Consider the following 17,186-nt stretch of genomic DNA (forward strand, 5'->3'; position numbering starts at 1 on the left):
ATTGGTCTATTATAAGTCCAGTAAACCTACAATAAGAATATCAAAATTCACTTCTGAATTTGCACCTACTGAAAAACCTAAAAGATCTATTTCTGAAGTGGTAGTTGCTTCAACTTCACCATCTAGTTCAAGCTCACCATCGGCATCCTCATCTGAAAAAGAAACGAAACGAAGTTCATAATCTCCTTCTTCTACAAAGTGAATTTCAAACTCTCCCGAAGATTCATTTATCTTACTACTTGCGGTAGCGTTGGCAAATAAAACACCTTCCCCATTGGCCGAAGATTCATCTTCGCTATAAGCACCATCTTCATATGCGAAAACCACAATAGTTTCAGACTCTGTAGAACCAAAATCGTTAACAGTACCAGTAATCGTTCCGGCTTCAAGGCTATTTACAGCTCTTATACTGTGTGCTAATTCACTATCATTTACAAATTGATATTCTCCTGCCGAGTTAGTAACAATAGATTTTCTTAGGTCGAAATCTAAAATGATTTCATTATCATCATTCTCCTGAATTTCAACCTGATCTGTGATACTAATTTCTCCTGAAGAAGTAGCCAGTGCATTTTTCTCACCACCGGTAGTTAACACATAATTAGCCGGTGCCTCTCCTGAAGCATCTGTCTCATTATCTAAGATTAAACTAATCTCAGAAGTAGTTCCGCTTTCCAGTTTCACATCTCCCAGTAATTCGGTTTCACCATTTTGCAAACTACTAAGGTCCACAGTAGTTTTCTCGAAACCTTCAATGGTAGTACCATTTACCTTAACACCAGTAACCGTAATAAAAACACCCTCAACCTCTGCATTATCAATTGGGGCATCGGTGAGATGCACCTCCGTGTTATAAGTGTCTGGTTGTGGTTCACCGGTATTCACATCATCATTATCGTCATCGGAACACGCGACCATCAGACTAATTGATAACATTAAAATTCCTGTTTTAAATAAATACTTCAAATTCATAAGTTTTTTTAGTTTTTGTTGCCTCCGCAACAGTTAATAATTTATAGATTTGATTAGCGCATCTTGCGCAAGTAATTATTTGTTATAAAAATGATTTTATGTTATGCCCTATTAACGGAGCTGAAATAGAACTATTATTCAAAAAATGTGATTTACAAAAGGTTTAACAATCCTTAAGAAATAATTAAAAGACTGTAATTGAAGAGAAATTAAAACGAATTGAAAGAAGTGCTGTAAAATTTATAGAAAGACACCATTGGGAGTTAAGATATTTCATTTTAGGGTAAAAAAAGACCCTTACAAGTTAATGTAAGGGTCTTCAAAAAAAAGGCGGTGACATACTCTCCCACAAATAGCAGTACCATCTGCGCTAACGGGCTTAACTTCTCTGTTCGGAATGGGAAGAGGTGAGCCCCGTTGCCATAACCACCTTAAGTCTTTAGTAAACAGTTTACAGTCTATAAGTTCGCAGTATTGTTACTACCCACTCTTTTACTTACAACTGCCTACTCTAATAAGTTGACATATTTAAGAAACAAAGAATAAAGAAAGACTTTGGTAATAGCATTCAAGTCCCCACACCTTTTGCAAGGCGTGGGAATCGCATCAAGCTTTACGGATTATTAGTACCACTCGGCTATGACATTGCTGCCTTTACACCTATGGCCTATCAACGTGGTCGTCTCCCACGGTCCTTTAAAGAAATCTCATCTTGTGGTGGGTTTCGCGCTTATATGCTTTCAGCGCTTATCCCTTCCCAACGTAGCTACCCAGCAATGCTCCTGGCGGAACAACTGGTGCACCAGAGGTTGGTCCAATCCGGTCCTCTCGTACTAGGATCAGGTCCACTCAAATTTCTAACGCCCACTACAGATAGAGACCGAACTGTCTCACGACGTTCTGAACCCAGCTCGCGTGCCACTTTAATGGGCGAACAGCCCAACCCTTGGGACCTTCTCCAGCCCCAGGATGTGACGAGCCGACATCGAGGTGCCAAACCCCCCCGTCGATGTGAGCTCTTGGGGGAGATCAGCCTGTTATCCCCGGCGTACCTTTTATCCTTTGAGCGATGACCCTTCCATGCGGTGTCACCGGATCACTATGCTCTACTTTCGTACCTGATCGACCTGTATGTCTCTCAGTCAAGCTCCCTTTTGCCATTGCACTCTACGCACGGTTACCAAGCGTGCTGAGGGAACCTTTAGAAGCCTCCGTTACTCTTTTGGAGGCGACCACCCCAGTCAAACTACCCACCAAGCACTGTCCCTCATCTAATGAGGTTAGGCTCCGAACAAGTAAAGGGTGGTATTTCAACAATGACTCCACACCGCCTGGCGACGGCGCTTCAAAGTCTCCCACCTATCCTACACATCACTTGTCCAAAGTCAATACTAAGCTATAGTAAAGGTGCACGGGGTCTTTTCGTCCCGTAGCGGGTAATCGGCATCTTCACCGATACTACAATTTCACCGAGCTCATGGCTGAGACAGTGTCCAGATCGTTGCACCATTCGTGCAGGTCGGAACTTACCCGACAAGGAATTTCGCTACCTTAGGACCGTTATAGTTACGGCCGCCGTTTACTGGGGCTTCAATTCAATGCTTCGCCGAAGCTAACATCTCCTCTTAACCTTCCAGCACCGGGCAGGTGTCAGGCCCTATACATCATCTTTCGATTTAGCAGAGCCCTGTGTTTTTGATAAACAGTCGCCTGGACCTCTTCACTGCGGCCCCGCCGAAGCGGGGCGACCCTTCTCCCGAAGTTACGGGCCTATTTTGCCTAGTTCCTTAGCCATGAATCTCTCGAGCACCTTAGAATTCTCATCCCAACTACCTGTGTCGGTTTACGGTACGGGTTGCCGCCACTCGCTTTTCTTGGAAGTCGATTTGCTAGATTATCACGCCAGCCGAAGCCTTTGTGTACTATCGGAGTGTTACCACATCCTTCAACGCACTATTCCGTCAGTGCGCACTAACTTTTCGCCTCCGTCCGCTTTAACGTGGGGCAAGTACAGAAATATTAATCTGTTGTCCATCGACTACCCCTTTCGGGTTCGCCTTAGGTCCCGACTAACCCCCAGCTGATTAGCATAGCTGGGGAAACCTTAGTCTTTCGGTGTGCAGGTTTCTCGCCTGCATTATCGTTACTTATGCCTACATTTTCTTTTGTAACCAATCCAGCATACCTCGCAGTACACCTTCATCTCTGTTACAATGCTCCCCTACCACTCCATATCTAAATATGAAATCCATAGCTTCGGTAATATGTTTATGCCCGATTATTATCCATGCCGGACCGCTCGACTAGTGAGCTGTTACGCACTCTTTAAATGAATGGCTGCTTCCAAGCCAACATCCTAGCTGTCTGGGCAGTCCAACCGCGTTTCTTCAACTTAACATATATTTTGGGACCTTAGCTGATGGTCTGGGTTCTTTCCCTCTCGGACACGGACCTTAGCACCCATGCCCTCACTGATATAAAACATTTTATAGCATTCGGAGTTTGTCAGGAATTGGTAGGCGGTGAAGCCCCCGCATCCAATCAGTAGCTCTACCTCTATAAAACTATTATACCGCTGCACCTAAATGCATTTCGGGGAGTACGAGCTATTTCCGAGTTTGATTGGCCTTTCACCCCTACCCTCAGGTCATCCCAAGACTTTTCAACGTCAACGGGTTCGGTCCTCCACTATGTGTTACCACAGCTTCAACCTGCCCAAGGGTAGATCACACGGTTTCGCGTCTACCATTACCAACTTAAATCGCCCTATTAAGACTCGCTTTCGCTACGGCTCCACAGCTGAACTGCTTAACCTTGCTGGAAACGGTAACTCGTAGGCTCATTATGCAAAAGGCACGCCGTCACCCCCTAAAGGGCTCCGACCGCTTGTAAGCGTATGGTTTCAGGATCTATTTCACTCCCTTGTTCAGGGTTCTTTTCACCTTTCCCTCACGGTACTGGTTCACTATCGGTCTCTCAGGAGTATTTAGCCTTGGCGGATGGTCCCGCCGGATTCATACAGGGTTTCTCGTGCCCCGCACTACTCAGGATACCACTATCGTTACATTCTTTACCTATACCGGGCTGTCACCGTCTATGGCCAAGCTTTCCAACTTGTTCTAATTCTGTTTGCAACAAATGTTGTGGTCCTACAACCCCATAAGGTCCGTAAACCTTATGGTTTGGGCTAATGCGCGTTCGCTCGCCGCTACTAGCGCAATCACTATTGTTTTCTCTTCCTCCGGGTACTTAGATGTTTCAGTTCTCCGGGTTTGCCTCCTTGCGGATACTTAACCTTCAGTTAAGTGGGTTGCCCCATTCGGATATCTGCGGATCAACTTGTATGTGCCAATCCCCGCAGCTTTTCGCAGCTTATCACGTCCTTCTTCGCCTCTGAGAGCCTAGGCATTCCCCATACGCCCTTATCTAGCTTGTATGCTTCTTGCTTATGCTCGAATTTCTCGTGACCTTAATCACAATATTATTCTATTAATTTAATTAATTTACCTCGTTATAAAAGTAAACTTCTATAACTGTAGTTTTCTCGTATTCTTTGTTTCTCAATATGTCAATGAACTTTTTTCCTCTCAAACGACCTAATTTCAATGGCAAACAAACGAATATGCTTACGCGTTTCCTGATGTTTGTAATACCTATCCCCCTTAAATCTAAAGGAATTGTGGAGAATATCGGAGTCGAACCGATGACCTCCTGCGTGCAAGGCAGGCGCTCTAGCCAGCTGAGCTAATCCCCCATTGTTAGTTGGCAGTGGTCAGTACTTAGTACGCAGTCTTTATTACTGCTAACTGCTACTGCTTACTGCAAACTGGGTTACCCAACTTCTAAAATTTCCTTTCAATTTGTAATGAACTTCAATCTCCTCTGCACCTTCTAACTTCTAACCGTGTACTTCGTACTTCGGTAGTAGTCTCAGGCAGACTCGAACTGCCGACCTCTACATTATCAGTGTAGCGCTCTAACCAGCTGAGCTATGAGACTGTCCTTTGTGTAATGAATACTATAAAATGTATATTGAATAATCCAACCTACATCCCACAGTATACACCATACAATTTCTTAAATATTAAATCGACAGCTTAGAATCAAGACCAAAAAAGGTCTTTAAGAACTTCCCTTTGATTCTTGCGCGTTGTTATCACTGATAAATCAGCTAAACATTGCTCTAGAAAGGAGGTGTTCCAGCCGCACCTTCCGGTACGGCTACCTTGTTACGACTTAGCCCCAGTTACCAGTTTTACCCTAGGCGGCTCCTTGCGGTGACCGACTTCAGGTACCCCCAGCTTCCATGGCTTGACGGGCGGTGTGTACAAGGCCCGGGAACGTATTCACCGCATCATGGCTGATATGCGATTACTAGCGATTCCAGCTTCACGCAGTCGAGTTGCAGACTGCGATCCGAACTGTGATAGGGTTTGTAGATTCGCTCCTTCTCGCGAAGTGGCTGCTCTCTGTCCCTACCATTGTAGCACGTGTGTGGCCCAGGACGTAAGGGCCGTGATGATTTGACGTCATCCCCACCTTCCTCACGGTTTGCACCGGCAGTCTGGCTAGAGTTCCCGACATTACTCGCTGGCAACTAACCACAGGGGTTGCGCTCGTTATAGGACTTAACCTGACACCTCACGGCACGAGCTGACGACAACCATGCAGCACCTTGTAATCTGTCCGAAGAAAAAAGTGTTTCCACTCCTGTCAGACTACATTTAAGCCCTGGTAAGGTTCCTCGCGTATCATCGAATTAAACCACATGCTCCACCGCTTGTGCGGGCCCCCGTCAATTCCTTTGAGTTTCATTCTTGCGAACGTACTCCCCAGGTGGGTTACTTATCACTTTCGCTTAACCACTCAGATCTTAATCGATCCGAACAGCTAGTAACCATCGTTTACGGCGTAGACTACCAGGGTATCTAATCCTGTTCGCTACCTACGCTTTCGTCCATCAGCGTCAGTATATTATTAGTGATCTGCCTTCGCAATCGGTATTCTGAGTAATATCTATGCATTTCACCGCTACACTACTCATTCTAACCACTTCATAATAACTCAAGGCAATCAGTATCAATGGCAGTTCTCCCGTTGAGCGGAAGACTTTCACCACTGACTTAACTGCCCGCCTACGGACCCTTTAAACCCAATGATTCCGGATAACGCTTGGATCCTCCGTATTACCGCGGCTGCTGGCACGGAGTTAGCCGATCCTTATTCGCAGAGTACCGTCAAACTCCCACACGTGGGAGTGGTTCTTCCTCTGTAAAAGCAGTTTACAACCCATAGGGCAGTCTTCCTGCACGCGGCATGGCTGGATCAGGCTCTCGCCCATTGTCCAATATTCCTCACTGCTGCCTCCCGTAGGAGTCTGGTCCGTGTCTCAGTACCAGTGTGGGGGATCTCCCTCTCAGGACCCCTACCTATCGCTGCCTTGGTAAGCCGTTACCTTACCAACTAACTAATAGGACGCATACCCATCTAATAGCCATAAATGTTTAATGATAATCTCAGGAGAGATCACCATACTATAGGGCATTAATCCAAGTTTCCCTGGGCTATTCCCTGCTAAAAGGTAGGTTGTATACGCGTTACGCACCCGTGCGCCGGTCGTCATCTGGTGCAAGCACCAATGTTACCCCTCGACTTGCATGTGTTAGGCCTGCCGCTAGCGTTCATCCTGAGCCAGGATCAAACTCTTCATCGTTGTTTCTTAATATAATTACAACAATCAAACGTCTGTACTCAAAGATGACTTCTCTAGTCTTAATTCTAAATTATTTGTATCATTCTTCTCTCGAAAAATGTACGCGCTGTCAATTCAATAAATCAATGAACTTCCCCGATTTTATTCGGGATATTCTTGCCGAAACCTAAGGACTCGAACCCTATCGCTTTACGCACCCACCCGGGATTTCTTTTCAATATTTCTGGGAACTCGCTCAGTCTGTAAGCGGCTGCAAATATACACTACTTTTTAGTTATACACCAAATATTTTTTAGAAAAATTTTTGACTTTATTTTTAAAAAGCAACACCTTCAAAAGAACTTAAAAATAGCTCGGATTCCTTACAAATCCTTCGCTGTTTTTGCGGCTGCAAATATACACCCTCTTTTGTTTCTGGCAAGTAAAAAACAAACTTTTTTTACTTTTATTTCTTTAAGCTTTTTTCAACCTTAAAAAAATACCGTATCCCAATATGTAATGAACTTTCCACTTTACTCCGCAACCCTCGTTGTGTCTCAAAACGGGTGCAAATATACTGCTGTTTTCTTCCCCCGCAAGCCCCTGGAAACAATTTTTTAAAGAAACCTTAAAACTAATTCATAAACTTCTCAATAAAAGGAACTTGTAAGATAAAAAAAATTGAAGAAATAACAAGATGACAAAAGTTAATTTAAACGACCTGGCCTTTTACTCCATTTATCGGTGAGCTCTACATATTCAAAATCCAGTGCTGTGGCTTGTGGTTCTAATATATCATTCACAAAAGAACGCTGGAGAATATCTTCAATCAAAAAATCTTCGTGATTATTTCTAGGATCAAATTCTTCCTTTAAAGAAATTTCAAATAAACTGGCAGTTGTATTATACCAAAAGGCCCTCCAACCACTTTTCAAGTTTTTAATAAGATTAAAAGCAGTGGTTCCGGTTTGTCGGTGTACTAACTTCACTAAAATCTGTCCTTCAGTATGGGTAAGCTTTTTTAATTCGGTAGAAAATTCATCTTCTATATAATCCTGAACGATCTTTGTATATTTTCTTTGAGCTGACCTGGAATCTATTTCTTCCAACCTGGCATTAAGCGCTATTAATCTTTCCGAAGCTAATTTAGCATATGGATATACTTTTCTGGTTTTCCTCCTTAATATAAGGTATTGCTTTCTTTCAGCGAGACTATTAAAATGAAGTTTCTTTAAAATCACTACTTCATTAAGATCTATACTCTCTCGCGGCACTGTATCACCGGCAATAATCATATATTGTTTTTGCATAGTATCTTGTACAGGAACACTATCCTGGGCAAAAAGTCCTGAAAAACTAAAGAATAATATTATAAAAAGCGTTCTAAGCATTCACCAAATATTTAGCTTGCTATGGTACTAAAATCATTCCAAAATTAATCAATAATGAGTTGCCATACATTTAATTCTTACTAAATTCGTGAAAATTCAAAACTATGAGCAAAGACAGTATACTTGATAAAGAATCTATAGATTTCCTGGAAAAATATCTTAATAATGCTGCACCAACAGGTTATGAATCTGAAGGGCAGAAATTATGGATGGAATATCTAAAACCTTATGTAGACGAATTTTTTACCGATAGCTACGGAACAGCGGTTGGCGTAATAAATCCTGAAGCCGAATACAAAGTAGTAATAGAAGGTCATGCTGACGAAATTTCCTGGTATGTAAATTATATAACCGATGAAGGTTTTATTTACGTAGTAAGAAATGGCGGAAGCGACCACCAAATTGCTGCATCAAAACGAGTTAATATACATACTAAAAAAGGAATCGTTAAAGGTGTTTTTGGATGGCCGGCCATTCACACTCGGGAAAAGGACAGCGAGCAATCTCCAAAAATCGATAATATATGTATAGATGTTGGTTGCACTAGCAAAGATGAAGTTGAAGAATTGGGCGTACACGTAGGTTGTGTAATTACCTATCCAGATGAATTCTTTATTCTTAATGAAAATAAATTCGTTTGCCGTGCCCTCGATAACCGCATGGGCGGATTTATGATCGCGCAGGTTGCAAAATTACTAAAAGAGAACGGCAAAAAGTTACCGTTTGGATTATACATCACCAACTCGGTTCAGGAGGAAATTGGACTTAGAGGAGCTGAAATGATCACACACCGAATTAAACCGAATGTTGCTATTGTGACCGATGTAACCCACGATACCAACACACCAATGATCAATAAAAAGAAAACCGGCGACACTAAAATTGGTCACGGCCCTGTAATTGCCCACGCTCCTGCTGTTCAAAATAAATTAAGGGAGTTATTAATTGAAACGGCCCAGGAAAAAGAAATTCCTTTTCAGCGTATGGCCAATTCCAGGTTTACCGGTACCGATACCGATGCTTTTGCTTATAGTAACGGCGGTGTTCCTTCGGCTTTAATTTCGCTTCCGCTTCGTTATATGCATACCACGGTAGAAATGGTTCATAAAACCGATGTAGAAAATGTGATTAAATTAATTTATGAAAGCATTTTAAACATAAAAGATGGAGATAGTTTTAGTTATTTTGACTAAATAATTACTCTTATTTATATGGTATAAAGCCCTTTTCTGGAGAAATCCCGGAAAGGGCTTTGTCATTTAATTATATATACTTTCACAATTCTTTATTATAGCACGGCCTTTTTTCCGATTATATTTAGTGAAAAAGAAAAATGACGATTTCTCCTGAAGAAATAAATAATTTTATTTCAGACCCATACCAGGCGATAGATTTTGCCAACCTAATTTATGTTTCTGAAGAACACCTTTCTATTAGCCGAAAAAAAGTAGGTCGGGGATTTTCCTATATATATAAAGGAGAACGCTTAAAAGATGAAAAAGCAATAGAAAGAATAAAAAGTTTGGTGATACCACCGGCCTGGCAGGAGGTTAAGATCACACATTTAAAAAATGGCCATTTGCAGGTAGTGGGACGGGATGAAAAGAACCGGAAGCAATATCTCTACCACCCTACCTGGAGCAAACTAAGAAATGAAACCAAATTCTTTAAAATGGCAGCTTTTGGAGAAAACCTGCCAAAAATAAGGAAGCAAGTAGATAAAGACCTGGATTTACCCGAAATGAGCCGAAGAAAAGTGTTGGCTCTAATCTTACGCCTTATGGAAGAAACCCATATTAGGATCGGAAATCATTATTACGCCAGGAAAAATAAAACCTACGGACTCTCCACTTTTAGAACCCGGCACGTAAAAACTTATAAAAATAGCATAAAATTTGAGTTTATAGGCAAAAAGGGCAAAGAACACGCGGTTTCGGTTAAAAATAAAAAACTAATAAAACTTGTAAACCAGTGTGAGGAAATTCCGGGTTGGGAACTTTTCAAATTCTACGATGAGAAGGGCGATAAACAAACTATAGACAGCGGGATGATTAATGACTACATTCACGAAATTAGCGGCGACCTGTTTTCAGCTAAAGATTTTAGAACCTGGAGTGCAACCAAAATATTTTTTGAAACCCTGCGCGAGCTAGGTTATACCGAAGAAGAAAAGCAGAATAAAAAGAACCTGATTCAGGCTTTTGATGCTTCGGCAGAAGGTTTGGGAAATACCCGTGCCGTTTGTAGAAGTTATTATGTGCACCCAAAGATTATAAATTCCTATGAAACCGGAGACATTGTGCCTTATTTTGATAAAATTAAATCTGAAGAAAAGCAAGACTATATTTCCCTGTCTGAAACCGAAAAAGTAATTCTCAATATGATCAAAGATTACGAAGTGAATATTTAAAATTCAAAGAAAAAGAGCTATTCATTTTTCTTTAAATTAGCGGTATGAAGAACACGATTGCTTCCCGAATAGCCGATTTCCTTAAAAACTATCCGCCTTTTAATCTTTTAAAAAAGGAAGATTTATTAATGATATCAACTCAGGTGAAGGTAAAATACCTTGAAAAAGGGAAATTACTTTTTGCTGAAGGTGATGTTGGCCATAAACGCTTCTATGTAGTGAATAAAGGAGCGATTTCTTTAGAACGCGATAATGATGGGAAGCGGCAAACTATCGATAAGTGTGACGAAGGCGATATTTTTGGCCTCAGGCCTTTATTTGCAAAAGAAAACTACCTCATCAATGCCATTGCCGAAGAAGAAACAATTCTTTACGCAATTCCCATAAAAAAATTCAAACCTCTTTCAGAAGAAAATAAAGAAGTAGGGAATTTCCTAATGCAAAGTTTTGCATCAAACACTCGTAATCCTTATGCTGAAGCTCATAAAGGAAAATTAATTTCAGAAAAAGAACCTGTAGAAAATCAATATAAACCCAACAATAATCTTTTTGAACTTCAGCCCGCACCGGTTACCAGGAAGGTGGTTATGACATCGCCGGAAACCACCATTAAAGCGGCAGCACAATTAATGAGTAAGAAGAAAGTAGGTTCGGTATTAGTGGTGAAAGAAAATATTCCGAAAGGCATTGTAACCGATGAGGACTTTAGAGATATGGTGGCTACAGGTGCTTTTGGAATTGAAACCGAAGTTTCTAAAATTATGGCCTCCCCCGTAATTTGTTATCCGCAGGGCCTCACTATCGCCCAGGCCCAACTCACAATGATGAAACACCATATTAATCATATTTGCATTACCGAAGATGGCACGCCGAATACAAAAGTAGTGGGAATACTTTCAGAACACGATATTATGGTTTCAGAAGGGCATAATCCTTCGGTTTTAATGAAAGCGATTCAGCGAAGCAGTAGCACGAACGAATTAAAGAAAATTCGACATAAAATCACTTTATTGTTGCGTGGATTTCTTGCTGCTAATATTCCGCTAAACCATATCTCTAAAATAATATTTGAATTAAATGATGCCACCATCAAAAGAATAATTGAACGTTGTATTAAAAAGCTGGCTACTCCCCCACCCTGCGATTTTACGTGGATTTCTCTTGGAAGCCAGGGCCGTAAAGAGCAGCTTTTACAAACCGACCAGGACAATGCGTTAATTTTTGAAGATGTTCCCGAAGAAAAGTTGGAAGAAACCCGGGCGTATTTCCTGGAATTAGCCAGAAAAGTAAATAAACGCCTGAATATTATTGGTTACGAATTTTGCCCCGCTGAAATGATGGCGAAAAACCCTAAATACTGCCTGAGTTTAAGTGAATGGAAAGACCAGTTTACCAACTGGATTATAGACCCGGGAAACGACGAGATTTTACTTTGTTCTATTTTCTTCGATTTTGATATTTCTTACGGAAATGTAAATTTATCTAATGCGCTGGCCGATCATATTTTTAGCCTTACCAAAGACAATCGCAAATTCTATGCGGTAATGGGGGCAACAACCTTAAGGAATCCGTCACCGCTTGGTTTCTTCAGGCAGTTTTTATTAGAGGAAGATGGTGAGAATAAAGATTTCTTCGACATTAAAAAACGAGGAATTACGCCACTTACCGATGCGGGCCGTTTACTTATTTTATACCACCAGGTAAAGAATATCAGTAATACTGCCGAGCGCTTTGAAAAACTGGCGCAACTTGAACCAAATAACAAAGAACTTTTCCTGGCTTGCGCCTATGCTTCTAAGGTTTTACTGAAATTTAGAACCCAACACGGTTTGGAAAACAGAAATAGCGGGCGGTTTATAGATTTGGAGAATTTGAGCAAAGAAGAAAAAATAAAACTGAAACGCTGTTTTAAAAGTATAAGACAGGTGCAGGAATTAATAAAATATCGTTTTGAAGTAACCCCATATATTTAATGCTGAATTTATTCAAAAAGAAACCTGATAATCTTCCTGACTTCTGGAATGATTATGAAGCAAAATTTCAGGAAAAATTCCCAAAAGAGATTGCGGGCAACAGATTTGTGGTTTTAGATACAGAAACTACAGGCTTTGATATCAAAAAAGACAGAATGCTTTCTATTGGTGCCGTAGCTATCAAAAATAAATCTATAAATATTGCCGACGGATTTGAAGAATATATTTCCCAAAAAACATTTAATCCTAAAACCGTAAAAATTCACGGAATAATTCAGAATGAACGCATTGAAACCCTCTTGGAAGAAGAAGCGGTAAAAGCATTTTTAAAATATATAGGGAATTCTGTATTAGTAGCGCATCACGCTGGTTTTGATATTGGCATGATCAATGAAGCTTTATCCAGAATGGGATTGCCAAAACTAAAAAATAAAGTTTTGGATACGGTGAATTTATACCGGGGAACCAGGATAATTTCTAATCTTATTAATAGGGAGAAAAGTTATTCCCTAGACGAAATCGCCGAAACATACAATATTGATATCAAAGATAGGCATACCGCCGCAGGCGATGCTTTTATTACCGCCATTGCTTTCCTTACCATACTTGGCAAGCTGAATACCGATAGAAAACTGAATTTAAAAAAAATGTTTAGGTATTAGTAAACCACTTCGGGACAAGCCCATCATTCATTAAATGCAAATGTTCTTAATTTCGAGGCAAGCCTCAGAGCATTTAATTATCGATTAAAAAACCTCACAGGTTTTGAAAACCTGTGAGGTTTGGTGTTTAGAAAGTATATTATTTTTAAAAACTGTATTTAAACTTATAAAACATCTTTCATAATTTCATCTACAACTTCTGGGTTTAGTAAAGTTGACGTATCTCCAAGATCTTCGGTTTGGTTTGAAGCTATTTTACGTAAAATTCTACGCATAATTTTTCCGCTTCGCGTTTTTGGAAGTCCGCTAACAAATTGAATTTTCTCAGGTTTAGCAATTGGCCCAACCTTGTCTGCAATTTGTTGATGAATTTCCTTTCTAAGATTATCCTGATTTCTTGACTCCCCGACTTCTTTTAAAGTAACAAAGGCATAAAGTGCATTTCCTTTTACATCGTGCGGGAATCCAACTACTGCAGATTCAGCTACTGCTGGGTGTTCATCTATAGCATCCTCAATTGGCGCCGTACCTAAATTATGGCCTGAAACTATAATAACATCGTCTACCCTACCGGTAATTCGGTAATAACCAACTTCATCCCTTAAAGCACCATCGCCGGTAAAATACATATTTTCAAACGTAGAAAAATAGGTAGTCTTATAACGTTCGTGGTCTCTCCAAACCGTTCGGGCCATACCGGGCCAAGGGTATTTAATACATAAACGGCCATCTACCTGATTTCCTTTTAATTCATTCCCGTTTTCATCCATTAAAGCAGGTTGAACTCCCGGAAACGGCAAGGTTGCATAGGTTGGTTTTACCGGAGTTACATAAGGAATTGGGGTAATCATAATTCCGCCGGTTTCCGTTTGCCACCAGGTATCTACAATCGGGCTTTTATTTTTTCCTACATTATCATTATACCAGTGCCAGGCTTCCTCATTAATAGGTTCACCAACAGTTCCCAGAACCTTTAAAGAAGAAAGATCGTGGCTTTCTACAAATTCTATATTCCTTTTGGCCAAAGATCTAATTGCCGTTGGCGCGGTATAAAACTGATTTACCTTATGTTTTTCCACTACATCCCAAAATCTTCCGGCATCAGGATAAGAAGGAACGCCTTCAAACATTACTGTAGTTGCGCCGTTTGCCAGTGGGCCGTATAAAATATAAGAGTGGCCGGTTATCCAGCCAATATCAGCTGTACACCAATACACATCACCTTCTTTATACTGAAAAACATTTTTAAAAGTATAGGCTGTGTAAACCATATATCCGGCCGTGGTGTGCAACATTCCTTTTGGTTTCCCGGTGGAACCTGAAGTATACAGAATAAAAAGAGGATCTTCTGCATCCATAGTTTCAGCTTCACATTCATCTGAAGCTTCATCTAATAGCGGTTGCAACCATTCATCACGTCCTTCTTTCATTTCAATATCAGAGTCAAGGCGTTTGGCTACCAAAACCTTTTCTACACCAGGGCATTCTTCCAGGGCTTTATCTACAATTCCTTTAAGGTCTATGGTTTTATTTCCACGGTAAGAACCATCAGAGGTAATAAGCATCTTACAATCGGCATCATTAGTTCTCGTAGCGAGTGCTTTTGAAGAAAAACCTGCAAAAACTACAGAGTGTATTGCTCCAATCCTGGCACAGGCCAGCATCGCAACAGCAAGTTCTGGAATCATGGGTAAGTAAATACAAACCCGGTCGCCTTTTTTAATTCCCTGATTCTTTAACACATTCGCAAACTTGTTTACCTTCTTATGAAGTTCTCCATAGGAAATATGCTGCGCTTCTTCTTCAGGATCGTTAGGCTCCCAGATAATTGCGGTTTTGTCTGACCGATTAAAAAGATACCGATCTATACAATTTTCGGTTATATTAAGTTTAGCATTTTCAAACCATTTTACTTCAGGTTTCTTAAAATCCCAGCTTAATACATTATCCCATTTTTTTCGCCACGAAAAATGTTCTTCGGCTACCTCTTCCCAAAAATTTTCCGGCTCTCTAACCGATTTTCTATAAACTTGAAAATATTCCTCTAAATTCTTAATATGATAATTACTCATAACTTAAATAAATATGTTGATGGTTAAGGGGGTTAATATTGAAAAATATAAAATATCTTTCCTGCAATTTATAAAAACCTTCGGAAACCAAATACCCAAATCTCGTTAATATTGGGCTTTTTCAAGTTTTGCGAGAAGTTTAATAGAATAGAAATTTTGGGATAAAAATTCGAAACAAACTCAGTAAAGAGCTTCTTTGAATTTTAATTTCAAAATAAACAGGTATAAAAAATGGTCTTTTTTAAGATAAGCCCATTTTAAAAAGAAGTAAACTACCTCGCAGCAAGCTCACGAGGCATTCATAGAAAATAATATTTTTAATTTCCAGGCATCCCGATATCTCGGGAGGAGCATTAAATCTCAATTATCGAGTAAAAGATTAATGCTCCACAAATTTTTGATGGTCGCTTAGCCATTTATTTAAATGAGCGTTTTCTTTTTGGGAGACTTTTTTATTGGTTTTCTTCTCCCTCCATGCATTTTCAGATTCTCTCCTAATATAAATTTTTGATCTCTGCCCCAAAGCGACTCCAAAAGCCTTTAATGTAATTTCGGCTTTCGCAACATATGCATCATCGGTGCGCTGTAAATTTATAAGTCTCATTTTTACAATTGTTTCGATTGATTAGCAAATACTGCAATCTTCATTTTGCAAAGACTATGCCCGCAACCAAAGTATTCACAAAGATGTCTTTTTATTACCGAAACTTTAACTTGTGAAAAACTATGTTTATAACTCAGAGCTGTTTTCATAAAACCGCCGATTATTCCCTTTAACTTTACTCTTGTAAAATCATACCGGCGGGTATTACATTTTGTAATAAACAAGGGGAATCATGTGAGAATCATGAGCTGTTGCGCAACTGTAAAGTAGAGTTATCTACAAGCCAGATCACCTTCCCAACCGGGCTGACTTTTGCTTTCGCATAAAAAGTAAATGTCCAGGATAATATTTTTGCGGCCTTCCCGCTCTTCTCTTCTCCATAGACACCTATTTGCTTTTATGCTTTTGATTTAAAAACTAAAACAAAAGTGATATGAGTATTTTTCAAAAACGGGTAAACTACAAACCTTTCGAATATCCCGAAATCCTTCAGTTTACCGAAGCAATAAACCGATCTTTCTGGGTACATTCTGAAGTAGACTTTACCGCCGATGTACAGGATTTTCATTCCCATCTTAGTGAAAATGAAAAACAGGTGATTAAAAAGAGCCTACTTGCCATTGCACAGATTGAAGTAGCCGTTAAATCCTTTTGGGGCGATTTGTATCAACACCTTCCAAAACCAGAATTTAACGGACTCGGGAGTACCTTTGCTGAATGTGAGTTCAGGCATTCGGAAGCTTATTCCCGCTTGCTTGAAGTTTTAGGCTATAACAACGAGTTCGAGAAATTAATTGAAACTCCTGTTATCAAAAAAAGGGTAGCATATCTTTCTGAAGCTTTAGCAAATACAAAATCTTCAGATGAAAAAAAATACGTGTTTTCCCTTATTTTATTTTCGATCTTAATTGAAAACGTATCCCTTTTTAGTCAGTTTGCCATTATTCTTTCTTTTAGCCGATTTAAAGGCGTAATGAAAAATGTGAGCAATATAATTGCCTGGACTTCGGTAGATGAACAAATTCACGCCAATGCCGGGATTTATATCGTTAACCAGATTAAAAATGAATTTCCTGAATTTTTCAACGAGGAAACCAAAACTCAAATTAGGGAAATCATTGCCCACTCTATGGAAGTGGAGTCTGAAATCCTGGATTGGATCTTTGCTGATGGTGCTCTAGAACAGTGCAAAAAAGAAGACCTGCTGAATTTCATGAAATATCGCGTAGACGACAGCCTTCAAAAAATTGGTTTGGAAAAAATATATTTCGTTTCAGAATATGATTATAAAGCCATGTTATGGTTTGAGGAAGAAGTTTTCGCCAATAGTTTAGACGACTTTTTTGCCAAGCGCCCGGTAGATTATACCAAACACGATAAGAGCATCACAGCCGATGATCTTTTTTAATA

The 17,186-nt window shown here is 40.1% G+C and carries 9 protein-coding genes, 2 tRNA genes, 3 rRNA genes and 1 riboswitch; of the genes, 5 read left to right on the forward strand and 9 right to left on the reverse strand.

The features are described from left to right. Positions 1-9 precede the first annotated feature (9 nt). The 7 genes from B5488_RS04790 to B5488_RS04820 all read right to left on the reverse strand — a co-directional run bounded on the left by B5488_RS04790 (position 10) and on the right by B5488_RS04820 (position 8,055). On the reverse strand, positions 10-966 hold the full coding sequence (locus B5488_RS04790) for a DUF4382 domain-containing protein (RefSeq protein ID WP_172839996.1): 957 nt from the start codon (positions 964-966) through the stop codon (positions 10-12). 331 nt (positions 967-1,297) lie between these two features. Continuing rightward, a 5S ribosomal RNA gene (rrf, locus tag B5488_RS04795) occupies positions 1,298-1,406 on the reverse strand. Positions 1,407-1,574: 168 nt separating this feature from the next. After that, a 23S ribosomal RNA gene (locus B5488_RS04800) occupies positions 1,575-4,410 on the reverse strand. 242 nt (positions 4,411-4,652) lie between these two features. Then, positions 4,653-4,726: transfer RNA gene (locus tag B5488_RS04805), tRNA-Ala, on the reverse strand. A gap of 171 nt (positions 4,727-4,897) precedes the next feature. Continuing rightward, positions 4,898-4,971 (reverse strand) — tRNA-Ile (locus B5488_RS04810). 188 nt (positions 4,972-5,159) lie between these two features. Further along, a 16S ribosomal RNA gene (locus B5488_RS04815) occupies positions 5,160-6,685 on the reverse strand. Together the 16S, 23S and 5S rRNA genes with 2 tRNA genes alongside form the textbook arrangement of a ribosomal RNA operon. Before the next feature lie 686 nt (positions 6,686-7,371). Beyond that, positions 7,372-8,055, reverse strand: a complete 684-nt coding sequence (locus tag B5488_RS04820; RefSeq protein WP_079734226.1) for a DUF4294 domain-containing protein — start codon at positions 8,053-8,055, stop codon at positions 7,372-7,374. A gap of 104 nt (positions 8,056-8,159) precedes the next feature. Between B5488_RS04820 and B5488_RS04825 the strand changes: the two genes are divergently transcribed. The 4 genes from B5488_RS04825 to B5488_RS04840 all read left to right on the forward strand — a co-directional run bounded on the left by B5488_RS04825 (position 8,160) and on the right by B5488_RS04840 (position 13,100). Continuing rightward, complete coding sequence (locus tag B5488_RS04825) at positions 8,160-9,248, forward strand: M42 family metallopeptidase (protein ID WP_079734227.1); 1,089 nt, start codon at positions 8,160-8,162, stop codon at positions 9,246-9,248. 140 nt (positions 9,249-9,388) lie between these two features. Next, positions 9,389-10,465: a DNA topoisomerase IB gene (locus tag B5488_RS04830; protein WP_079734228.1), complete on the forward strand. Its 1,077-nt coding sequence runs from the start codon at positions 9,389-9,391 to the stop codon at positions 10,463-10,465. A gap of 44 nt (positions 10,466-10,509) precedes the next feature. After that, positions 10,510-12,438 (forward strand): DUF294 nucleotidyltransferase-like domain-containing protein, encoded by a 1,929-nt coding sequence (locus tag B5488_RS04835; protein WP_079734229.1) that lies wholly within the window; start codon positions 10,510-10,512, stop codon positions 12,436-12,438. Beyond that, the gene (locus tag B5488_RS04840; RefSeq protein ID WP_079734230.1) at positions 12,438-13,100 is read left to right on the forward strand and encodes a 3'-5' exonuclease; all 663 of its coding nucleotides are present in this window, start codon (positions 12,438-12,440) and stop codon (positions 13,098-13,100) included. Before B5488_RS04835 ends, B5488_RS04840 begins: the two co-directional genes overlap by 1 nt. 164 nt (positions 13,101-13,264) lie before the next feature. On the opposite strand, the gene acs is transcribed toward B5488_RS04840, so the two are convergent. Together acs and B5488_RS04850 are read right to left on the reverse strand one after the other, a co-directional pair. Beyond that, a complete protein-coding gene (acs, locus tag B5488_RS04845; RefSeq protein WP_079734231.1) occupies positions 13,265-15,172 on the reverse strand; it encodes an acetate--CoA ligase in 1,908 nt (635 codons plus the stop codon). A 379-nt stretch (positions 15,173-15,551) separates the two neighbouring features. After that, on the reverse strand, positions 15,552-15,776 hold the full coding sequence (locus B5488_RS04850) for a hypothetical protein (RefSeq protein ID WP_079734232.1): 225 nt from the start codon (positions 15,774-15,776) through the stop codon (positions 15,552-15,554). A gap of 181 nt (positions 15,777-15,957) precedes the next feature. Further along, a riboswitch (cobalamin riboswitch) is annotated at positions 15,958-16,092 on the forward strand. Between the two features lie 117 nt (positions 16,093-16,209). Between B5488_RS04850 and B5488_RS04855 the strand changes: the two genes are divergently transcribed. After that, positions 16,210-17,184, forward strand: coding sequence for a ribonucleotide-diphosphate reductase subunit beta (locus tag B5488_RS04855; protein ID WP_079734233.1), 975 nt, complete (start codon positions 16,210-16,212; stop codon positions 17,182-17,184). Positions 17,185-17,186 lie beyond the last annotated feature (2 nt).

Source organism: Salegentibacter salegens (assembly GCF_900142975.1).
In the GTDB taxonomy this organism is placed as follows: Bacteria; Bacteroidota; Bacteroidia; order Flavobacteriales; family Flavobacteriaceae; genus Salegentibacter; species Salegentibacter salegens.

Excerpts from the sequence above, each read along its gene's own strand:
- B5488_RS04830 (WP_079734228.1), top strand. The coding sequence starts at position 9,389 with ATGACGATTTCTCCTGAAGAAATAAATAATTTTATTTCAGACCCATAC.
- B5488_RS04850 (WP_079734232.1), bottom strand. The coding sequence starts at position 15,776 with ATGAGACTTATAAATTTACAGCGCACCGATGATGCATATGTTGCGAAA.
- B5488_RS04820 (WP_079734226.1), bottom strand. The coding sequence starts at position 8,055 with ATGCTTAGAACGCTTTTTATAATATTATTCTTTAGTTTTTCAGGACTT.
- B5488_RS04835 (WP_079734229.1), top strand. The coding sequence starts at position 10,510 with ATGAAGAACACGATTGCTTCCCGAATAGCCGATTTCCTTAAAAACTAT.
- B5488_RS04825 (WP_079734227.1), top strand. The coding sequence starts at position 8,160 with ATGAGCAAAGACAGTATACTTGATAAAGAATCTATAGATTTCCTGGAA.
- B5488_RS04855 (WP_079734233.1), top strand. The coding sequence starts at position 16,210 with ATGAGTATTTTTCAAAAACGGGTAAACTACAAACCTTTCGAATATCCC.
- B5488_RS04840 (WP_079734230.1), top strand. The coding sequence starts at position 12,438 with ATGCTGAATTTATTCAAAAAGAAACCTGATAATCTTCCTGACTTCTGG.
- acs (WP_079734231.1), bottom strand. The coding sequence starts at position 15,172 with ATGAGTAATTATCATATTAAGAATTTAGAGGAATATTTTCAAGTTTAT.